Source organism: Streptomyces sp. NBC_00080, assembly GCF_045041255.1.
GTDB lineage: Bacteria > Actinomycetota > Actinomycetes > Streptomycetales > Streptomycetaceae > Streptomyces > Streptomyces coriariae.
In genome coordinates this window covers 7520158-7534828 of sequence record NZ_CP108235.1, presented here as the reverse complement: position 1 = coordinate 7534828, position 14671 = coordinate 7520158, and the positions used below count along the sequence as shown (strand labels likewise).

Below are 14671 nucleotides of genomic sequence, written 5' to 3'. Positions count from 1 at the left end.
CGCGGCACGCGGGACGCGCGAGACACGCGAAAGGCCACGGTCCCTCGACCGTGGCCTTCGGTGTGTCCGGCGCAGCCGGTGTGCTCGGCGCGGCTCAGCGCAGCCGGTCCCCGGGCAACTGCCCCGCGGACACCTCCAGTACGCCCCGTTCGGTCACCAGGCCCGTCACCAGCCGGCCCGGCGTGACGTCGAACGCCGGGTTGTGGCCGCGCGACTCGGCGGGCGCGGTCCGCACCCCGGCCCACTCCAGCACCTCGTCCTCGCCGCGGAGTTCGATGTGGATGGCGGCACCGTCCGGCGTCGAGAGATCGACCGTGGTGGTGGGCGCCGCCACCAGGAACGGGATGCCCGCGTCGGCGCAGGCGAGGGCGACCCCCACGGTGCCGACCTTGTTGGCGGTGTCGCCGTTGGCCGCGATGCGGTCGGCGCCCACGATCGCGGCGTCGACCTCGCCGCGCAGGACGGTGCCGGCGGCGGCCCCGTCGGGCTGGACGAAGTGCGCTATGCCCTCCTGGACCAGCTCCCAGGCGGTCAGGCGCGACCCCTGGAGCAGCGGGCGGGTCTCGTCGACGTAGACGACCTCGAGGCGTCCGCGCGCGTGCAGTTCGCGGATGACACCGAGGGCGGTGCCCCAGCCGGCGGTGGCCAGCGCGCCGGTGTTGCAGTGCGTCAGGATCCGCAGCGGGCGGTCCGTGCCCACCCGCTCCAGCAGCCAGTCCGCGCCGAACGCACCCATCGCACGGTTGGCCTCGACGTCCTCGCGCTGCACGGCGGCCGCCTCCGCTAGGACCGCGTCGAGTCCCTCGTCGAATCGGGTCATGACCCGGTCCACGCACACCATGAGGTTCACGGCGGTCGGGCGGGCCTCGCGGACGCGGGCGACGGCCTTGCGTATCTCGTCGTCCGTCCAGCCCTCGCGCTCGCCCTCCATGAGCGCGATCGCGACGCCGTAGGCGCCCGCCGCGCCGATCGCGGGGGCGCCGCGCACGACCAGCCGCTGGATCGCGTCGACCAGGGTGTCCACATCGTGGACATCGACGGTCGTGGTGCGGTGCGGGAGGGCCGTCTGGTCGATCAGCGCGAGGCCGGTTCCGGTCCACTCGACGGCGCGCAGTTCCTGGGACATAACGGGACGCTCCTGATGTTCCAATGGTGTTCGACACCGTACATGACCTCGAAGAACGGTCGATGGACGGTGAACGAACCACAGTTCGAGACACCCCGTCGGGTGTCCGGAAACGAGTGTTAGAGTCCAGCACCCGCATCCGCAGGGCGATACCGGCATCCCGCAGAACGAGACGAAGGGGGAATCGCATGCCGCTGCTCACCAGGCGCCGCTTCCTCGACTTCGGCCGCTGCGCCGGCGACGGCTGTCGCGGCTGAGTCCGTCCCCGCAGCCCTCCCCCGCGGTCTCTGCCGCACCGAGCACCGTCGCTCACCTCACCCCGCCGTACGCGCGCACCTCAGCATCGTGATGCGCCTCTCGGCATACCCGGAAGGTTCCCCGATGCCCCGCAGACACCGTCGTTCCGTGCAGCTCGCCGCCCTCGCGACCGGCACCGTGCTCCTCGCCACCGCCTGCAACGCCGCCGCGAAGAAGGACGACTCCGCCACGGGCGCGAGCGGCGGCAGCGGCAAGTCCTTCACCCTCGTCACCCCCGACGCCGTCGGCCAGAACGAGTTCCTCAAGCTCGCGGTGACCGGCATCAAGAGCGCGGCGAAGCAGCACGACGGGACCCAGAAGGTCTACGAGTCCACCGACACCGCCTCCCAGCAGCAGAACGTGCAGGCCGCGGTGGACGCCAAGCCGGACGTCATCGTCCTCGTCGGCTTCGAGTTCGCCGACCTCGTCGCCCAGCAGGCCGAGAAGAACCCGGGCCAGCAGTTCCTGATCATCGACGCGTGCACCACCAAGACCTTCAAGAACGTCAGCTGCGCGGTCTTCCGTGAGCACGAGGGCGTCTACCTCGCCGGCGCCGAGGCGGGCCTGCTGAGCAAGTCCGGCAAGGTCGGCGCGGTCGACGTGCTCGACACTCCCCAGTTCCGCCGCTACAGCGACCCGTTCGCGGCCGGCGCCAAGAAGGTCGCCGCCAAGACGCAGGCATCGACCCGCTTCGTCGGCGGCCAGTCCCCGTTCGACGACTCGGCCCGCGCCAAGGAACAGGCGAACACCCTGCTGGCCAAGGGCTACGACCAGATCATGGCGGCTGCGGCGGCCGGCAACTACGGCGTCTTCGAGGCCGCGAAGGCCAAGGGCGCGTTCGCGTACGGCGTCGACGTCAACCAGTGCTCCTCGGCGCCGGGCACGGTCGTCGACAACGTGATCAAGCGCACGGACATCGCCGTCGAGAAGGGCATCGAGTCGGTCCTCGGCGGCACGACCGGCACGACCGTCTCGTACGGCCTCAAGGAGGGCGGCATCAGCCTGACCGGCCTGGAGGACGGCGTGGACACGTCGAAGTGCGTGATCGCCGACCACAAGGACGTCCTGACGAAGGTCGAGGCGCTGCGCGACCAGATCGTCTCCGGAGAGCTGAAGGTCGATGACCCGGCCGCCGGCTGAACCCGAGAGCGGCGCGGGCGTGACCGGCGTCGCCGTCGAGCTCCGGGGAATCACCAAGCGGTTCCCCGGCACGCTCGCCAACGACGCCGTCGACCTGACCGTCCGTCACGGTGAGATCCACGCCCTGATGGGCGAGAACGGCGCGGGCAAGTCCACGCTGATGTCGGTCCTTTACGGCATGGAGCGCGCCGACGCCGGAACGATCCGGATCGACGGGCGGGAGGTGCGCTTCACGAGCCCCTCCGACGCCATGGCCGCGGGGCTCGGCATGGTCCACCAGAGCTTCAAGCTGTTCGACTCGCTGACGGTCGCCGAGAACGTCGTCTACGCGGCCGAACCGCGCCGCTTCGGCCTGGTGGACCGGGCCGCGGCCCGCCGCCGGGTACGTGCGCTCGCCGAGGAGCACGGGCTGGCCGTCGACCCGGACGCCCGGGTCGGCGACCTGCCGGTCGGGCTGCGGCAGCGCGTGGAGATCCTCAAGCTGCTGCATCGCGGCGCCCGTACGCTCATCCTCGACGAGCCGACCGCCGTGCTCACGCCGGCCGAGGCGGACACCCTGTTCGGCGTGCTCAAGTCGCTGACCGCGCAGGGCCGTACGGTCGTCCTCGTGACCCACAAGCTGCGCGAGGTGCTGGAGGGCAGCGACCGGGTGACCGTCCTGCGGGACGGCCGGGTCGCCGCCCGGCTGGTCACCTCCCACACGACGGCCGACGAGATCGCCGCCGCGATGACCGGCCGCGCGGTGGAACTGGACCGTGTCCACGCACCGGGAACGCCCGGTGGGGCAGTCCTGCGGGTCACCGGGTTCAGCACGGATTCCGTCCACGATGTGGACCTCACCGTCCGCGCCGGTGAGATCGTCGGTATCGCGGGCGTCGCCGGGAACGGCCAGAGCGAGCTGGTCGAGGCGCTGGCCGGGCTGCGGCCCGTCGCCGCCGGACAGGTCACGCTCCAGGGCGACGACGTCACGCACGCCTCGGCCACCGAGCGCCGTGCGAAGGGGCTCGCCTACGTCCCCGAGGACCGGCACGCGGTCGGTACGGCACCCGCCGCCTCGGTCGCGGACAACCTGGCGATGGGACACCACCGCACCACCCTCTCCGCCCGCGGCCTGCTGCCGCCGGCGGCCGTCCGCGCGCACGCCCGGCGGCTCGTAGAGCGCTTCGGCATCAAGGCGGCGACCACCGAGGTCCCGGCCTCCGCGCTGTCCGGCGGCAATCTCCAGAAGCTGCTCATCGGCCGCGAACTCGCGCATGACGCACCGCTGTTGCTGGTCGAGCAGCCGACCCGGGGCGTCGACATCGGCGCCATCCAGAACATCCACGACCAGCTGATCGCCTACCGCGACGCCGGTCACGCCGTCCTCCTCGTCTCGGCCGAGCTCAGCGAGATCCGCGGCCTCGCGGACCGGGTGCTCGTCATGTACGAGGGCCGGGTCGCGGCCTCGTACACCAGGGAAGAGGCGGACGAGCGGACGCTGGGCCTCGCGATGGCGGGCGCCCCCGTGGAGGCCACCGACATGAACCCACCGACATGACACGCATATCCGGAGCCCTGCGCTCCCCCCTCACCTTCTCCGTCCTCGCGGGCCTCGTCATCGGAGCGCTGTTCCTGCTCGGCACCGGCGCGGACCCGGTCACGGCGTACCGGGCCGTCGTGACCGGCGCGCTCGGCGCCGACGGCATCGGCTCGACCCTGACCACCGGCACCAGCGTGCTCGGTCTGGCGCTCGCGCTGGCGATCCCGCTGCGGGCCGGGCTGATCAACCTCGGCGGTGACGGGCAGATGGTGCTCGGCGGGATCACGGCCGCCGTCACCGGTCTCTACTCGCCGCTCCCCGCGCCCCTGACCGTGGTCCTGGCCCTGCTCGCCGGGATGGCGGCGGGTGCCGGGTACGCAGTCCTGGCCGCCCTGTGCGAAAACCACCTCGGGGTCCCGCTGCTGGTCAGCAGCCTGCTGCTCAGCTATCCGGCGGTGTCGCTCGCCTCCTACCTGGCGCGCTACCCGCTCAAGGAGCCGGGCTCCAGCCTGCCCCAGACCCGTGCGCTGCCGGACGGGGTGGCACTGCCCGCGTTCGGCGACTCCACGGTCACCCTCGGGCTCGTCCTCGTCGCGCTCGCCGCCGCCGCGTACTGGTTCACCGACCGGCGCACCGCCGTCGGCTACGAGATCCGCATGACGGGCCTCAACCCCCGCTTCTCCGCGTACGCGGGCGTCGAACGCCGGGGCCTGACCCTGAAGTTGATGGCGCTCTCCGGCGGCCTCGCCGGACTCGTGGGCGCCATCGGGGTGCTGAGCTTCCCCTACCGCTTCGTGGACGGCTCGCTCACCGCCCCCGGCTACACCTGGACCGGCCTGACGGCGGCCCTGCTCGCCGCCGCGGCTCCGCTGGGCACGGTGGTCGCCGCGTTCTTCTTCGCCGTCCTCCAGGTCGGCGGACTGGCGATGGAGCGCACCACCGAGGTGCCGCGCGAACTGACCCAGGTGCTCCAGGCGATCGTGATCGTGTTCCTCGCGGCCCGGCTGCGCTTCCCCAGCCGCTGGTTCGGCCGCCGCACCCGCGAAAGCGAGGCGGTGTGATGTTCCTCGACTCCGATCTCCTCATGTCGGCGCTGCGCGCGCTCACCCCGATCCTGCTGGCGGCCCTCGGCGGCGCCCTGTGCGAGCGTGCCGGGGTCTTCAACATCGGCCTCGAGGGCATGATGCTGATGGGCTGCTTCACCTCCGTGGCGACCAGCTGGTTCACCGGCAGCCCCTGGCTCGGCGTCCTGGCGGCGGCCCTCGCGGCGGCCGCCTACTCGCTGATCCTGGCCGTGGGGGCGGTCACCCTGCGCGGGGACGCGGTGGTCCTCGGCATCGCCATGAACCTCCTGGCCGTCGGCCTGACCAGCTTCCTGCTGCGCACCGTCTTCGGCGTGCAGGGCACCTTCGACGATCCCTCCCTCGCCGGGCTGCCGCTGATCGGTGGCTTCACCCCGCTCGCGTACCTGTCGTGGGCGGCGGTCGCGGTCGCCGCCCTGCTGCTGTCGCGCCACGTGTGGGGGCTCCGGCTGCGCGGGGTCGGCGAGGCGCCCGCCGCGGCGGCCACCCTCGGGGTGAGCCCGGCGAAGTACCAGTACGGCGCGATCCTGCTGTCGGGCGTGCTGTGCGGTCTGGCGGGCGCCCAGCTCGCCCTCGGCAACGTCACGTTGTTCACGGAGAACATGACGGCCGGCCGTGGTTGGATCGCTGTCGTGGCCGTCATGCTGGGCCGCGCCGCGCCCCTGGGCGTCCTGCTCGCCGCGCTGCTGTTCGGGCTCGCCGAAGCGGCCGGGTTCCGCCTCCAGGGTCTCGGCCTGCCGCAGCAGGCGACCGACGCCGCGCCCTACGTCGTCACGCTCGGCGCCCTGTTCCTCACGACGGCCCGCCGCCGTCGCCGCCCCCGTACCACCGGAGCCGTCCAATGACGCAGGACCTGCTGCCCGTCACCCGCATTCCGCGCGCCGGTCTCCCCGCGCACGCCGTGGTCGTCGGCGACCCGGCCCGCGCCGCGGCCGTCGCCGCGCTCCTCGACGGCGCCGAGGAGGTCTCGTACCACCGCGAGTACCGGGTGTTCAGCGGAAGCTGGAAGGGCGTGCCGGTCGTCGTCGCCTCGCACGGGGTGGGCGCGCCCGGCGCGATCCTGCTGTTCCAGGAGCTGGCGGACGCGGGGGTGCGCACCTTCGTGCGGTTCGGTACGGCGGGCGCGATGCAGCCGGGCATCGGGGACGGTGACCTGGTCATCGCGGAGGCGGCCGTGCGCGACGACGGCGTCACGCATCAGCTGCTGCCCCCGGAGTACCCGGCGGTGTCCGCGCCCGAGGCGGTCCTCGCCCTCCAGCGCGCGGCCCGCCAGGCCGGCGCCCCGCACCACCGGGGCGTCGTGTGGACCCGGGCCGCCTTCCAGCCAGGCCTGCTCCCGCTCTTCCCCTACGCCGGCGCCGGGCTCGCCGCCATCGAGATGGAACTGTCCGCGCTGCTGGTCACGGCTTCGCTGCGCGGCCTGGTCGCGGGCGGTGTGCTGGTGATCGACGGGGCCAACGCCGACGAGCTGGTCGACGAGCAGGCGACCGGCGGCTACGACCCGCACCGGGAGGTCGTCGCGGCCGGCGTCGAACGGGGCGCGGTGGTGTCCCTGGAGGCGCTGCGGCTGCTCGCGGAAGCGGAAGGTGAGCAGGCGTGAGCATCGATCTGCTGGTGCACGGCGGCGACGTCCTGACCGTCGACGACGCCGGAACCGTCGTCCGGGGCGGGGCGGTCGCGGTCCATGAGGGCGCCGTCCTCGCCGTGGGACCGGCCCAGGAGCTGCGCGAGCGCCACACCGCGGCCGAGGAGATCGACGCCGCCGGCTGTCTCGTCCTCCCCGGGCTGATCAACACGCACACCCACCTCGCGATGACCCTGCTGCGCGGGCGCGCCGACGACGTGACCCTCCAGGGTTTCCTGGAGCGGGTGCTGAGGTGGGAGGCGGAACTGCTGGCGCCGCGGAACGTGGCGGCGGCGGTGCGGCTGGCGGTCGCGGAGAGCCTGCGCGCCGGGGTGACCTCGGCGCTGGACATGTACTGGTTCCACGAGGCGGCCGAGCAGGCGGCCCGCGAGACGGGCTGGCGGCTGCACACCGGACCCACCTTCATGGACGTGCCCGGCCCGCCGGACGGCATCGCGTACGAGGAGCGGCTCGGGTGGGCGCGACGCGACCTCGAAGCGCGCGGGCCCGCCCGGCCCGGACACCGGCCGGTCGTCTTCGCGCACTCGGCGTACACCCTGTCCCCCGGGCAGCTCACCGAAGTCTTCACGCTGGCCCGGGAGTTCGGGGCGCTGGTGCACATCCACGCGGCCGAGAACGCCACCGAGGTCGCCACCGTCGAGGTGCAGCACGGGAAGCGGCCGGTGGAGCTGCTGGACTCCCTCGGGCTGCTCGGCCCCGATGTGCTGCTCGCGCACGCCGTCGACCTCACCGGGCCCGAGATCGCGGCGCTGGCCCGGACGGGCACGGGCGTCGCCCACTGTCCGGTGTCGAACCTGAAGCTGGGCTGTGGCATCGCGCCCGTGCCGCGGCTGCTGAGCGCGGGCGTGACGGTGGGGCTGGGCACGGACGGTGCCGTCAGCTCCAACTCGCTGGACGTGCTGGGGGCCGTGCGGCAGGCGGCGCTGGTGCACAAGGCATCCGGCGATCCGACGGCGGTCGGCGCCGAGCAGGCCGTACGGATGGCGACGATCGAGGGGGCGCGGGCGCTCGGGCTCGGCGAGCAGCTCGGTTCGCTGGAGGCGGGCAAACGTGCCGACCTGATCGTCCTCGACCTGGACGCACCGCATCTGCGGCCGCGCCACGACCCGTGGTCGACGCTGGCGTACGCGGCGCACCCGTCGGACGTGCGGGACACCGTCGTCGACGGGCGGGTGCTGATGCGTGATCGTGGGCTGACCACGGTCGACGAGCGGGCGGTGATCGCAGACCTGGAGGCACTGCTCTGATCTGCCCCCATAATGGCGCTGAGACATCCGATGTCTGGATGTGACGTCTGGATCCGATGTCCGGGCGAGGAACCACAGGGAGGCCGGCATGGCAGTCACCGACGAGGCGATCGAGAAGATCAAGGGCATGATCGTCTCGGGTGCGCTGCGCCCCGGGGACCGGCTGCCCAAGGAGAGCGAGCTGGCCGCCGATCTCGGTCTGTCCCGCAACTCCCTGCGCGAGGCGGTGCGCGCCCTGTCGCTGATCCGGATCCTGGACGTGCGACAGGGCGACGGCACCTACGTCACCAGTCTCGATCCGCAACTGCTCCTCGAGGCGCTGAGTTTCGTCGTCGACTTCCACCGCGACGACACGGTCCTGGAGTTCCTGGCCGTGCGCCGCATCCTGGAGCCGGCCGCCACCGCGATGGCCGCCCTGCGCATCAGCGAGCAGCAACTGGACGCGCTCGACGCCCAGTTGGACAAGCTCGGGGCCGATCCCTCGGTGGAGGAACTGGTCGCGGGCGACCTGGAGTTCCACCGGGGCATCGTGCAGAGCGCCGGCAACTCGGTGCTGTGCTCACTGCTCGACGGACTGTCCGGGCCCACCACCCGGGCGCGTATCTGGCGCGGCCTGACGCAGGAGGACGCGGTCGCCGGCACGCTGCGCGAACACCGGGCGATCCTGGCGGCGCTGCGCGACCGCGACGCGGAGGCGGCGCGGTCGTGGGCGACGGTGCACATCGCGAGCGTGGAGCAGTGGCTGCGCTCGACGCTGTGAGTCCGCGGCGTGCGCCCACCCTGTGCGCCGCCTGTGCGTCGACGCCGTGAGTCGGGTCCGGCAAGGGGTGTTCGGGGGTGGCGAACGGGGCAGTGATCCGTTCACTCCCCCGTGCAAGGGGGCTGCGAGCGCCCCCGCGGAACGCCGTAAGGTTGGGTGGTCAAGCGAGGGCACGTCGGAAGGAGGCGCTGGGTGATCGAGCTCGAGGGGGTTCCCGAGCTGATCGACCCGGTCATGGTGGCCGCGTTCGAGGGCTGGAACGATGCCGGCGACGCCGCCTCCACCGCGGTCGGGCACCTGGAGCGGGAGTGGAAGGGCGAGGTGTTCGCGGCGCTGGACGCCGAGGACTACTACGACTTCCAGGTGAACCGCCCCACGGTGTGGATGGACGCCGGCGTGCGCAAGATCACGTGGCCGACGACAAGGTTGTCGGTCGTCCGCGTCGGCGGCGACAAGCCGCGCGACCTGGTGCTCGTCCGCGGCATCGAACCGTCCATGCGCTGGCGCTCGTTCTGCAACGAGCTGCTGGGCTTCGCGCACGAGTTGGGTGTGGAGCTGGTGGTCATCCTGGGCGCCCTGCTCGGTGACACCCCGCACACGCGTCCGGTGCCGATCAGCGGGACCACGTCCGACGCGGACCTGGCGCAGCGGATGGACCTGGAGGAGACCAAGTACGAGGGCCCCACGGGCATCGTCGGCGTCCTCCAGGAGGCGTGCACGCACGCGGGGGTGCCCGCGGTGAGCCTTTGGGCGGCCGTGCCGCACTACGTCTCGCAGCCGCCGAACCCGAAGGCGACGCTGGCCCTCCTCAACCGGCTGGAGGACCTGATCGACGTGCGCATCCCGCTGGGCGAGCTGCCCGAGGACGCGCGCGCCTGGCAGGTCGGCGTGGACCAGCTGGCCGCGGAGGACACCGAGGTCGCCGAGTACGTGCAGACGCTGGAGGAGGCGCGGGACACCGCGGAGCTGCCGGAGGCGTCGGGCGAGGCGATCGCCCGCGAGTTCGAGCGCTATCTGCGGCGCCGGGACGGCGGCGGTCCGCCGGACCCCGGGGAGCGGACCCGGCCCCCGAAGCCGCCGAAACCGAGCGGCGACGCCTCCGACGACAGCGATTCCTCGGAGGACTAGGACACCGGGCAGGACAGAGGACCGAGAGGGGCGGTGCGCATCGGCGCACCGCCCCTCGTCGTACCCGGTGCAAGGCACCCGGTACGGGCGCCTTCGGCTACAGCGCCACGCCCAGCAGCGCGTCCACGGCCCGCGAGACGACGCCGGGGGCACCGATGTCCGTACCGCCGTGCTCCTGCTGGAGCGCCGCCCAGCGGTCGACGGCGGCGAGCGCGGCCGGGGCGTCGAGGTCGTTGCCGAGCGCCTCGCGGATCTCCTCGACGAGCGCCTCGGCGGGCGGCCCGTCGGGCCGGGAGACGGCGGCACGCCAGCGCCCGAGCCGGGCCTCGGCGTCGACGAGGACCTGGTCGGTCCACTCCCAGTCGGCCCGGTAGTGGTGGGCGAGGAGGGTGAGGCGGATGGCGGCGGGGTCGACGCCGTCCTGGCGCAGCTTCGAGACGAAGACGAGGTTGCCCCGGGACTTGGACATCTTCTCGCCGTCCAGGGCGACCATGCCGGCGTGGACGTACGCCTGGGCCATGGGGAACTCGCCGGTCAGCGCCTGGGCGTGGGAGGCGCCCATCTCGTGGTGCGGGAAGGCGAGGTCGGAGCCGCCGCCCTGCACGTCGAAGCCCATCCCGAGGTGATCCAGGGCGATGGCCACGCACTCGATGTGCCAGCCCGGCCGGCCGCGGCCGAGCGAGCCGCCGTCCCAGCTGGGCTCGCCCTCACGGGCCGCCATCCAGAGCATCGGGTCGAGCGGGTTCTTCTTGCCGGGGCGGTCGGGGTCGCCGCCGCGCTCGGCGGAGAGCAGCCGCATGGCGGCCGCGTCCAGGCCCGAGACCCGGCCGAAGTTCGGGTCGGACTCGACGGAGAAGTAGACGTCGCCTTCGAGCTCGTAGGCGGCGCCGGCGTCCCGCAGCCGCTCGACGAGCGGGACGATGCCGGGTATCGCCTCGACGGCGCCTATGTAGTGCCGCGGCGGCAGCATCCGCAGGGCCGTCATGTCCTCGCGGAAGAGCGCCGTCTCCTTCTCGGCGAGGGCGACCCAGTCGACGCCGTCGCGTTCGGCCCGCTCCAGGAGCGGGTCGTCGACGTCGGTGACGTTCTGGACGTAGTGAACCTGCCGCTTGGTGTCGAGCCACACGCGCTGAACGAGGTCGAACGCGTTGTAGGTCGCCGCGTGACCGATGTGGGTCGCGTCGTACGGCGTGATGCCGCAGACGTAGATACGGGCGACGGGACCGGGGGCGAGGGAGACCAAGCCGCCGGTCGCGGTGTCGTGGATCCTCAGGTCGCGGCCCTGACCAGGCAGGGCGGGGACCTCGGAAGCGGGCCAGGCATGCATGTCATGAGCCTAACCGGACGGAAGTTGCGTATACGAACCGGAGCACGCCGGATGGCCGGGAAGGCCCTCTTGTGTGACCCCGTCCGGCATGCGTGTGGGCCGGTGCGGGGCGGCCGCCATGCCGGACGGGTCAGACCGGGGGCCAGGGGATGGCCGGCCAGTCGCCGCTCGGCTCCGGGTGCTTCCCGGCCTCCAGCAGCGCGTCGGCACGCGCGCGCGTGGCGTCGACCTCGGCGGGGGTGATGAGCGCGGCCAGGATCACCGCCAGCCGTCCGCCGGGCTCCAGGGCGCCTCTGAGGCCCTTGAGCACGTCGACGGCCTCGCCGGTCAGAGGCTCCCCCGCCCAGCCCCACAGGAGCGTACGCAGCTTGTTCTCGGCGTTGAAGGTGACCCCGTGGTCGATGCCGTACAGCCGGCCGTCGGCGGTGGGCAGCAGATGGCCGCCCTTGCGGTCGGCGTTGTTGATCACCGCGTCGAGGACGGCCAGCCGCCGCAGCCGTTCGTCGTCGGCGTGCACGAGCAGCGCGGTGCGGCCCTCGCCGACCTCGGCGAAGCCGATCGCCCTCCAGCCCGGCTCGGGCTCCTGCGCGTCCACCAGGGCGAGCAGGTCGGCCTCCGGGGCCGTCTCGATCCACAGCTGGCACATGCCCTCGCCGTACGGCCCCTCGCGCAGCACGGTGGGCGGCACGAGGCCCCAGCCGGTCGCCTCGGAGACCTCGTAGGCGGCGACCTCGCGCTGGGCGAGGTTGCCGTCGGGGAAGTCCCACAGCGGCCGCTCCCCGGCGACGGGCTTGTAGACGCAGGCGGCCTCGCGGCCCTCGTGCACGACGGTGCAGTACAGGGCCGCGTTGGAGGCGTCGCGGATGCGCCCGCGGACGGTGAGCTCTCCGCGCGCGAGGAGCTCGGCGGCGGCGGGGTCGGTGGTCGTCACGCCCCCCGGCGGTATCCGTTCTGGCGCGGACATACGTGTCCTTCCGGATCGAGCGGCAGGCTGCACAGCGGGCACGGCGGCCGGCCCGCGTTGACGACGTCGAGGGCACGCTTGGCGAAGGCCCTCGCCTGCGCGCCGCTGAGCCGGACCCGCAGCATCGGGGGCCCGTTCTCCTCGTCCTGGAGGAGTTTCTCCTCGGCCTCGGCGAGGTCCTCCTCGGAGTCCGCGTCGAGTTCCACGAGCGCCTGCGCCTCGACGATCATGCGCTGTTCCTCGCCGTCCCAGGCGAGGGCCATGGTGCCGACCCGGAACTCCTCCTCGATCGGTGTGTCGAGGGGAGCCGTGTCGGTGTTCTCGGCGGGCGACATCGCGGGCACGGGGGCGCTGCCGCCGGTCCGGCGCACGACCTCGTCCAGCAGTTCGTCCATGCGCTCGGCGAGCGCGGCGACCTGGGTCTTCTCCAGGGCCACGCTGGTCACTCGGGAGCCGGCGGTGGCCTGGAGGAAGAAGGTACGGCGCCCGGGCAGTCCGACCGTACCGGCCACGAAGCGGTCCGGGGGGTCGTAGAGGAACACCTGACGGGACACGTCCTGTCTCCATGGGAATCGTGGGTCATCGTGGGCCGGGGAACGAGTGGGGGAACGTCCCTGCGGGTACGCGCGCGTTTGCGGACCGCTTCACCCTACTGCGGCCGACGATCACGGTGCGCCCGCACCACCCCCGACCGTCGCGTCCCCGGCCGGCGGCTCCTCGCGCGGGGCGAGCGACGCGAAGTCGCCGGTGTCGCCGAGGCGCACGAGAAAAGGGCGCAGCCGGGTGTAACGGATCGCGGTGACGGAACACGGTTCCACGGAGATCCGCTGGAAGAGGTCGAGATGAAGCCCGAGGGCGTCCGCCACGAGCGACTTGATGATGTCGCCGTGCGAGCACATCAGATAGACGGCGTCGGCGCCGTGGTCGCGCTCCACGCGCGCGTTCCACTCCCGCACCGCCTCGGCGGCGCGGGTCTGCATGGCCCGCATGGACTCGCCGCCGGGGAACGCGGCGGCGGAGGGGTGCGCCTGTACGACCTCCATCAGGGGCTCGTCCGTCAGCTCGGCGAGCTTGCGCCCGGACCAGTCGCCGTAATGGCACTCCCCGATCCGCTCGTCGGTGTGGGCGCGCAGCCCGGGGCGGGCCTCGAGGAGCGGCCGGATCGTCTCCTGGCAGCGTTGGAGGGGGCTTGCGACGACCTCGGCGATCGGCAGCGCGTCGAGCCGCCCGGGCAGGGCTGCCGCCTGCGCGGCTCCCCGCTCGTCGAGGGCGACGCCGGGCGTCCAGCCGGCGAGCAGTCCGGAGGTGTTGGCGGTGGACCGGCCGTGCCGGACGAGGATCAACGTGGGCATGCGGCCCAGGGTAGGCGCACGCGGTCGTGCGCCGGTGAGCATCCGAAGGGAGAATGCGCCGAGTGATCGTCGACTGCGCTGTCTATCGTGACGGGCACCGTACGGAGGGCCCGGAGGACTTCTCGGACGCCCTGGCCGAGGCACGGGCCGCGGGCGGATTCGTGTGGATCGGGCTGCACGAGCCCACGGAGAAGGAGTTCGACCACGTCACGCACGAGTTCGGCCTGCACCCGCTCGCCGTCGAGGACGCCCTGAAGGCCCACCAGCGGCCCAAACTGGAGATCTACGACGACTCGCTCTTCCTGGTGTTCAAGCCGGTCGTCTACGAGCCCGAGAGCGACTCGGTCTCGTCCGGTGAGGTGATGGTCTTCCTCGGTGACGGCTTCGTGGTGACCGTCCGGCACGGCGAGGGCGCTCCGCTGGCCGCCGTACGGCACCGGCTCGAACGCGAGCCGCAGCTGCTCGCCAAGGGCCCCACGGCGGTGGTGTACGCGATCGCCGACGCCACGGTGGACCACTACCTGGACGTGGCCACGGAGCTCCAGACGGACCTGGAGGAGCTGGAGGCGGAGGTGTTCTCGCCGGACGGCGGCGGCACACGGAACACCGCGTCGCGGATCTACCGGTTCAAGCGGCAGATCCTGGAGTTCCGCCGGGCGACCGGCCCGCTGGGGCCGCCGCTGACCCGGCTGACCGGCACCAGCGTGTCCGGCCCGGGGGTGCCCTTCGTGGACGACCGGGCACGTCCCTTCTTCCGTGACATCAGCGACCACCTCACGCGGGTGAACGAGTCCGTGGAAGGGCTGGACCGGCTGGTCACGGACATCCTCTCGGCGCATCTGGCGCAGATGAGCGTCCGGCAGAACGACGACATGCGGAAGATCTCGGCGTGGGCGGCGATGGCCGCGGTCCCCACGATGATCGCGGGCATCTACGGCATGAACTTCGAGCACATGCCGGAGCTGCGGTGGGTGTGGTCGTATCCGGCGGTGATCGCGCTGATGGCCGGGCTCGAGGTGCTGCTGTACCGACTGTTCAAGCATCGGGGATGGCTCTAGGGACGGCTGCGGGGCCGGCCGGCGCG

General features: G+C 72.7%; 14 protein-coding genes. 9 read left to right on the top strand and 5 right to left on the bottom strand.

Annotation, left to right across the window (positions count from 1 at the left end; translation table 11 throughout):
• Positions 1 to 94: 94 nt before the first annotated feature.
• On the bottom strand, positions 95 to 1126 hold the full coding sequence (gene mtnA / locus OHU34_RS33620) for an S-methyl-5-thioribose-1-phosphate isomerase (protein WP_142269495.1): 1032 nt from the start codon (positions 1124 to 1126) through the stop codon (positions 95 to 97).
• 381 nt (positions 1127 to 1507) lie between these two features.
• On the opposite strand from mtnA, the gene OHU34_RS33615 reads away from it, so the two are divergent.
• The 8 genes from OHU34_RS33615 to OHU34_RS33580 all read left to right on the top strand — a co-directional run bounded on the left by OHU34_RS33615 (position 1508) and on the right by OHU34_RS33580 (position 9944).
• Positions 1508 to 2563, top strand: a complete 1056-nt coding sequence (locus tag OHU34_RS33615) for a BMP family ABC transporter substrate-binding protein (RefSeq protein WP_142269496.1) — start codon at positions 1508 to 1510, stop codon at positions 2561 to 2563.
• Positions 2544 to 4100, top strand: coding sequence for an ABC transporter ATP-binding protein (locus OHU34_RS33610; protein ID WP_230196387.1), 1557 nt, complete (start codon positions 2544 to 2546; stop codon positions 4098 to 4100). The genes OHU34_RS33615 and OHU34_RS33610 overlap by 20 nt, the downstream gene beginning before the upstream one ends.
• Entirely contained in the window at positions 4097 to 5143 is a 1047-nt protein-coding gene (locus OHU34_RS33605; RefSeq protein WP_142269498.1) for an ABC transporter permease, read from the top strand. The genes OHU34_RS33610 and OHU34_RS33605 overlap by 4 nt, the downstream gene beginning before the upstream one ends.
• Positions 5143 to 6009, top strand: coding sequence for an ABC transporter permease (locus OHU34_RS33600; RefSeq protein ID WP_142269499.1), 867 nt, complete (start codon positions 5143 to 5145; stop codon positions 6007 to 6009). The genes OHU34_RS33605 and OHU34_RS33600 overlap by 1 nt, the downstream gene beginning before the upstream one ends.
• The gene (locus tag OHU34_RS33595; protein WP_405769892.1) at positions 6006 to 6764 is read left to right on the top strand and encodes a nucleoside phosphorylase; all 759 of its coding nucleotides are present in this window, start codon (positions 6006 to 6008) and stop codon (positions 6762 to 6764) included. The genes OHU34_RS33600 and OHU34_RS33595 overlap by 4 nt, the downstream gene beginning before the upstream one ends.
• Positions 6761 to 8056 carry an amidohydrolase gene (locus OHU34_RS33590; protein WP_405769889.1) on the top strand — a complete coding sequence of 432 codons (1296 nt, stop codon included), beginning with the start codon at positions 6761 to 6763 and terminating at the stop codon, positions 8054 to 8056. The genes OHU34_RS33595 and OHU34_RS33590 overlap by 4 nt, the downstream gene beginning before the upstream one ends.
• A gap of 88 nt (positions 8057 to 8144) precedes the next feature.
• Positions 8145 to 8816 carry a FadR/GntR family transcriptional regulator gene (locus OHU34_RS33585; protein ID WP_142269502.1) on the top strand — a complete coding sequence of 224 codons (672 nt, stop codon included), beginning with the start codon at positions 8145 to 8147 and terminating at the stop codon, positions 8814 to 8816.
• A 192-nt stretch (positions 8817 to 9008) separates the two neighbouring features.
• Complete coding sequence (locus OHU34_RS33580; RefSeq protein WP_142269503.1) at positions 9009 to 9944, top strand: PAC2 family protein; 936 nt, start codon at positions 9009 to 9011, stop codon at positions 9942 to 9944.
• Positions 9945 to 10041: 97 nt separating this feature from the next.
• Here OHU34_RS33580 and mshC read toward each other — a convergent pair whose 3' ends face one another.
• The 4 genes from mshC to OHU34_RS33560 all read right to left on the bottom strand — a co-directional run bounded on the left by mshC (position 10042) and on the right by OHU34_RS33560 (position 13587).
• The gene (gene mshC / locus OHU34_RS33575) at positions 10042 to 11271 is read right to left on the bottom strand and encodes a cysteine--1-D-myo-inosityl 2-amino-2-deoxy-alpha-D-glucopyranoside ligase (protein WP_142269504.1); all 1230 of its coding nucleotides are present in this window, start codon (positions 11269 to 11271) and stop codon (positions 10042 to 10044) included.
• A gap of 130 nt (positions 11272 to 11401) precedes the next feature.
• Positions 11402 to 12235, bottom strand: coding sequence for an SCO1664 family protein (locus tag OHU34_RS33570; protein WP_230196383.1), 834 nt, complete (start codon positions 12233 to 12235; stop codon positions 11402 to 11404).
• Positions 12199 to 12789 carry a DUF3090 domain-containing protein gene (locus OHU34_RS33565; protein WP_020128287.1) on the bottom strand — a complete coding sequence of 197 codons (591 nt, stop codon included), beginning with the start codon at positions 12787 to 12789 and terminating at the stop codon, positions 12199 to 12201. The genes OHU34_RS33570 and OHU34_RS33565 overlap by 37 nt, the downstream gene beginning before the upstream one ends.
• A 111-nt stretch (positions 12790 to 12900) precedes the next feature.
• The gene (locus OHU34_RS33560) at positions 12901 to 13587 is read right to left on the bottom strand and encodes a histidine phosphatase family protein (RefSeq protein WP_230196382.1); all 687 of its coding nucleotides are present in this window, start codon (positions 13585 to 13587) and stop codon (positions 12901 to 12903) included.
• 62 nt (positions 13588 to 13649) lie between these two features.
• Between OHU34_RS33560 and corA the strand changes: the two genes are divergently transcribed.
• On the top strand, positions 13650 to 14645 hold the full coding sequence (corA, locus tag OHU34_RS33555; RefSeq protein ID WP_200840053.1) for a magnesium/cobalt transporter CorA: 996 nt from the start codon (positions 13650 to 13652) through the stop codon (positions 14643 to 14645).
• Positions 14646 to 14671: the final 26 nt, after the last annotated feature.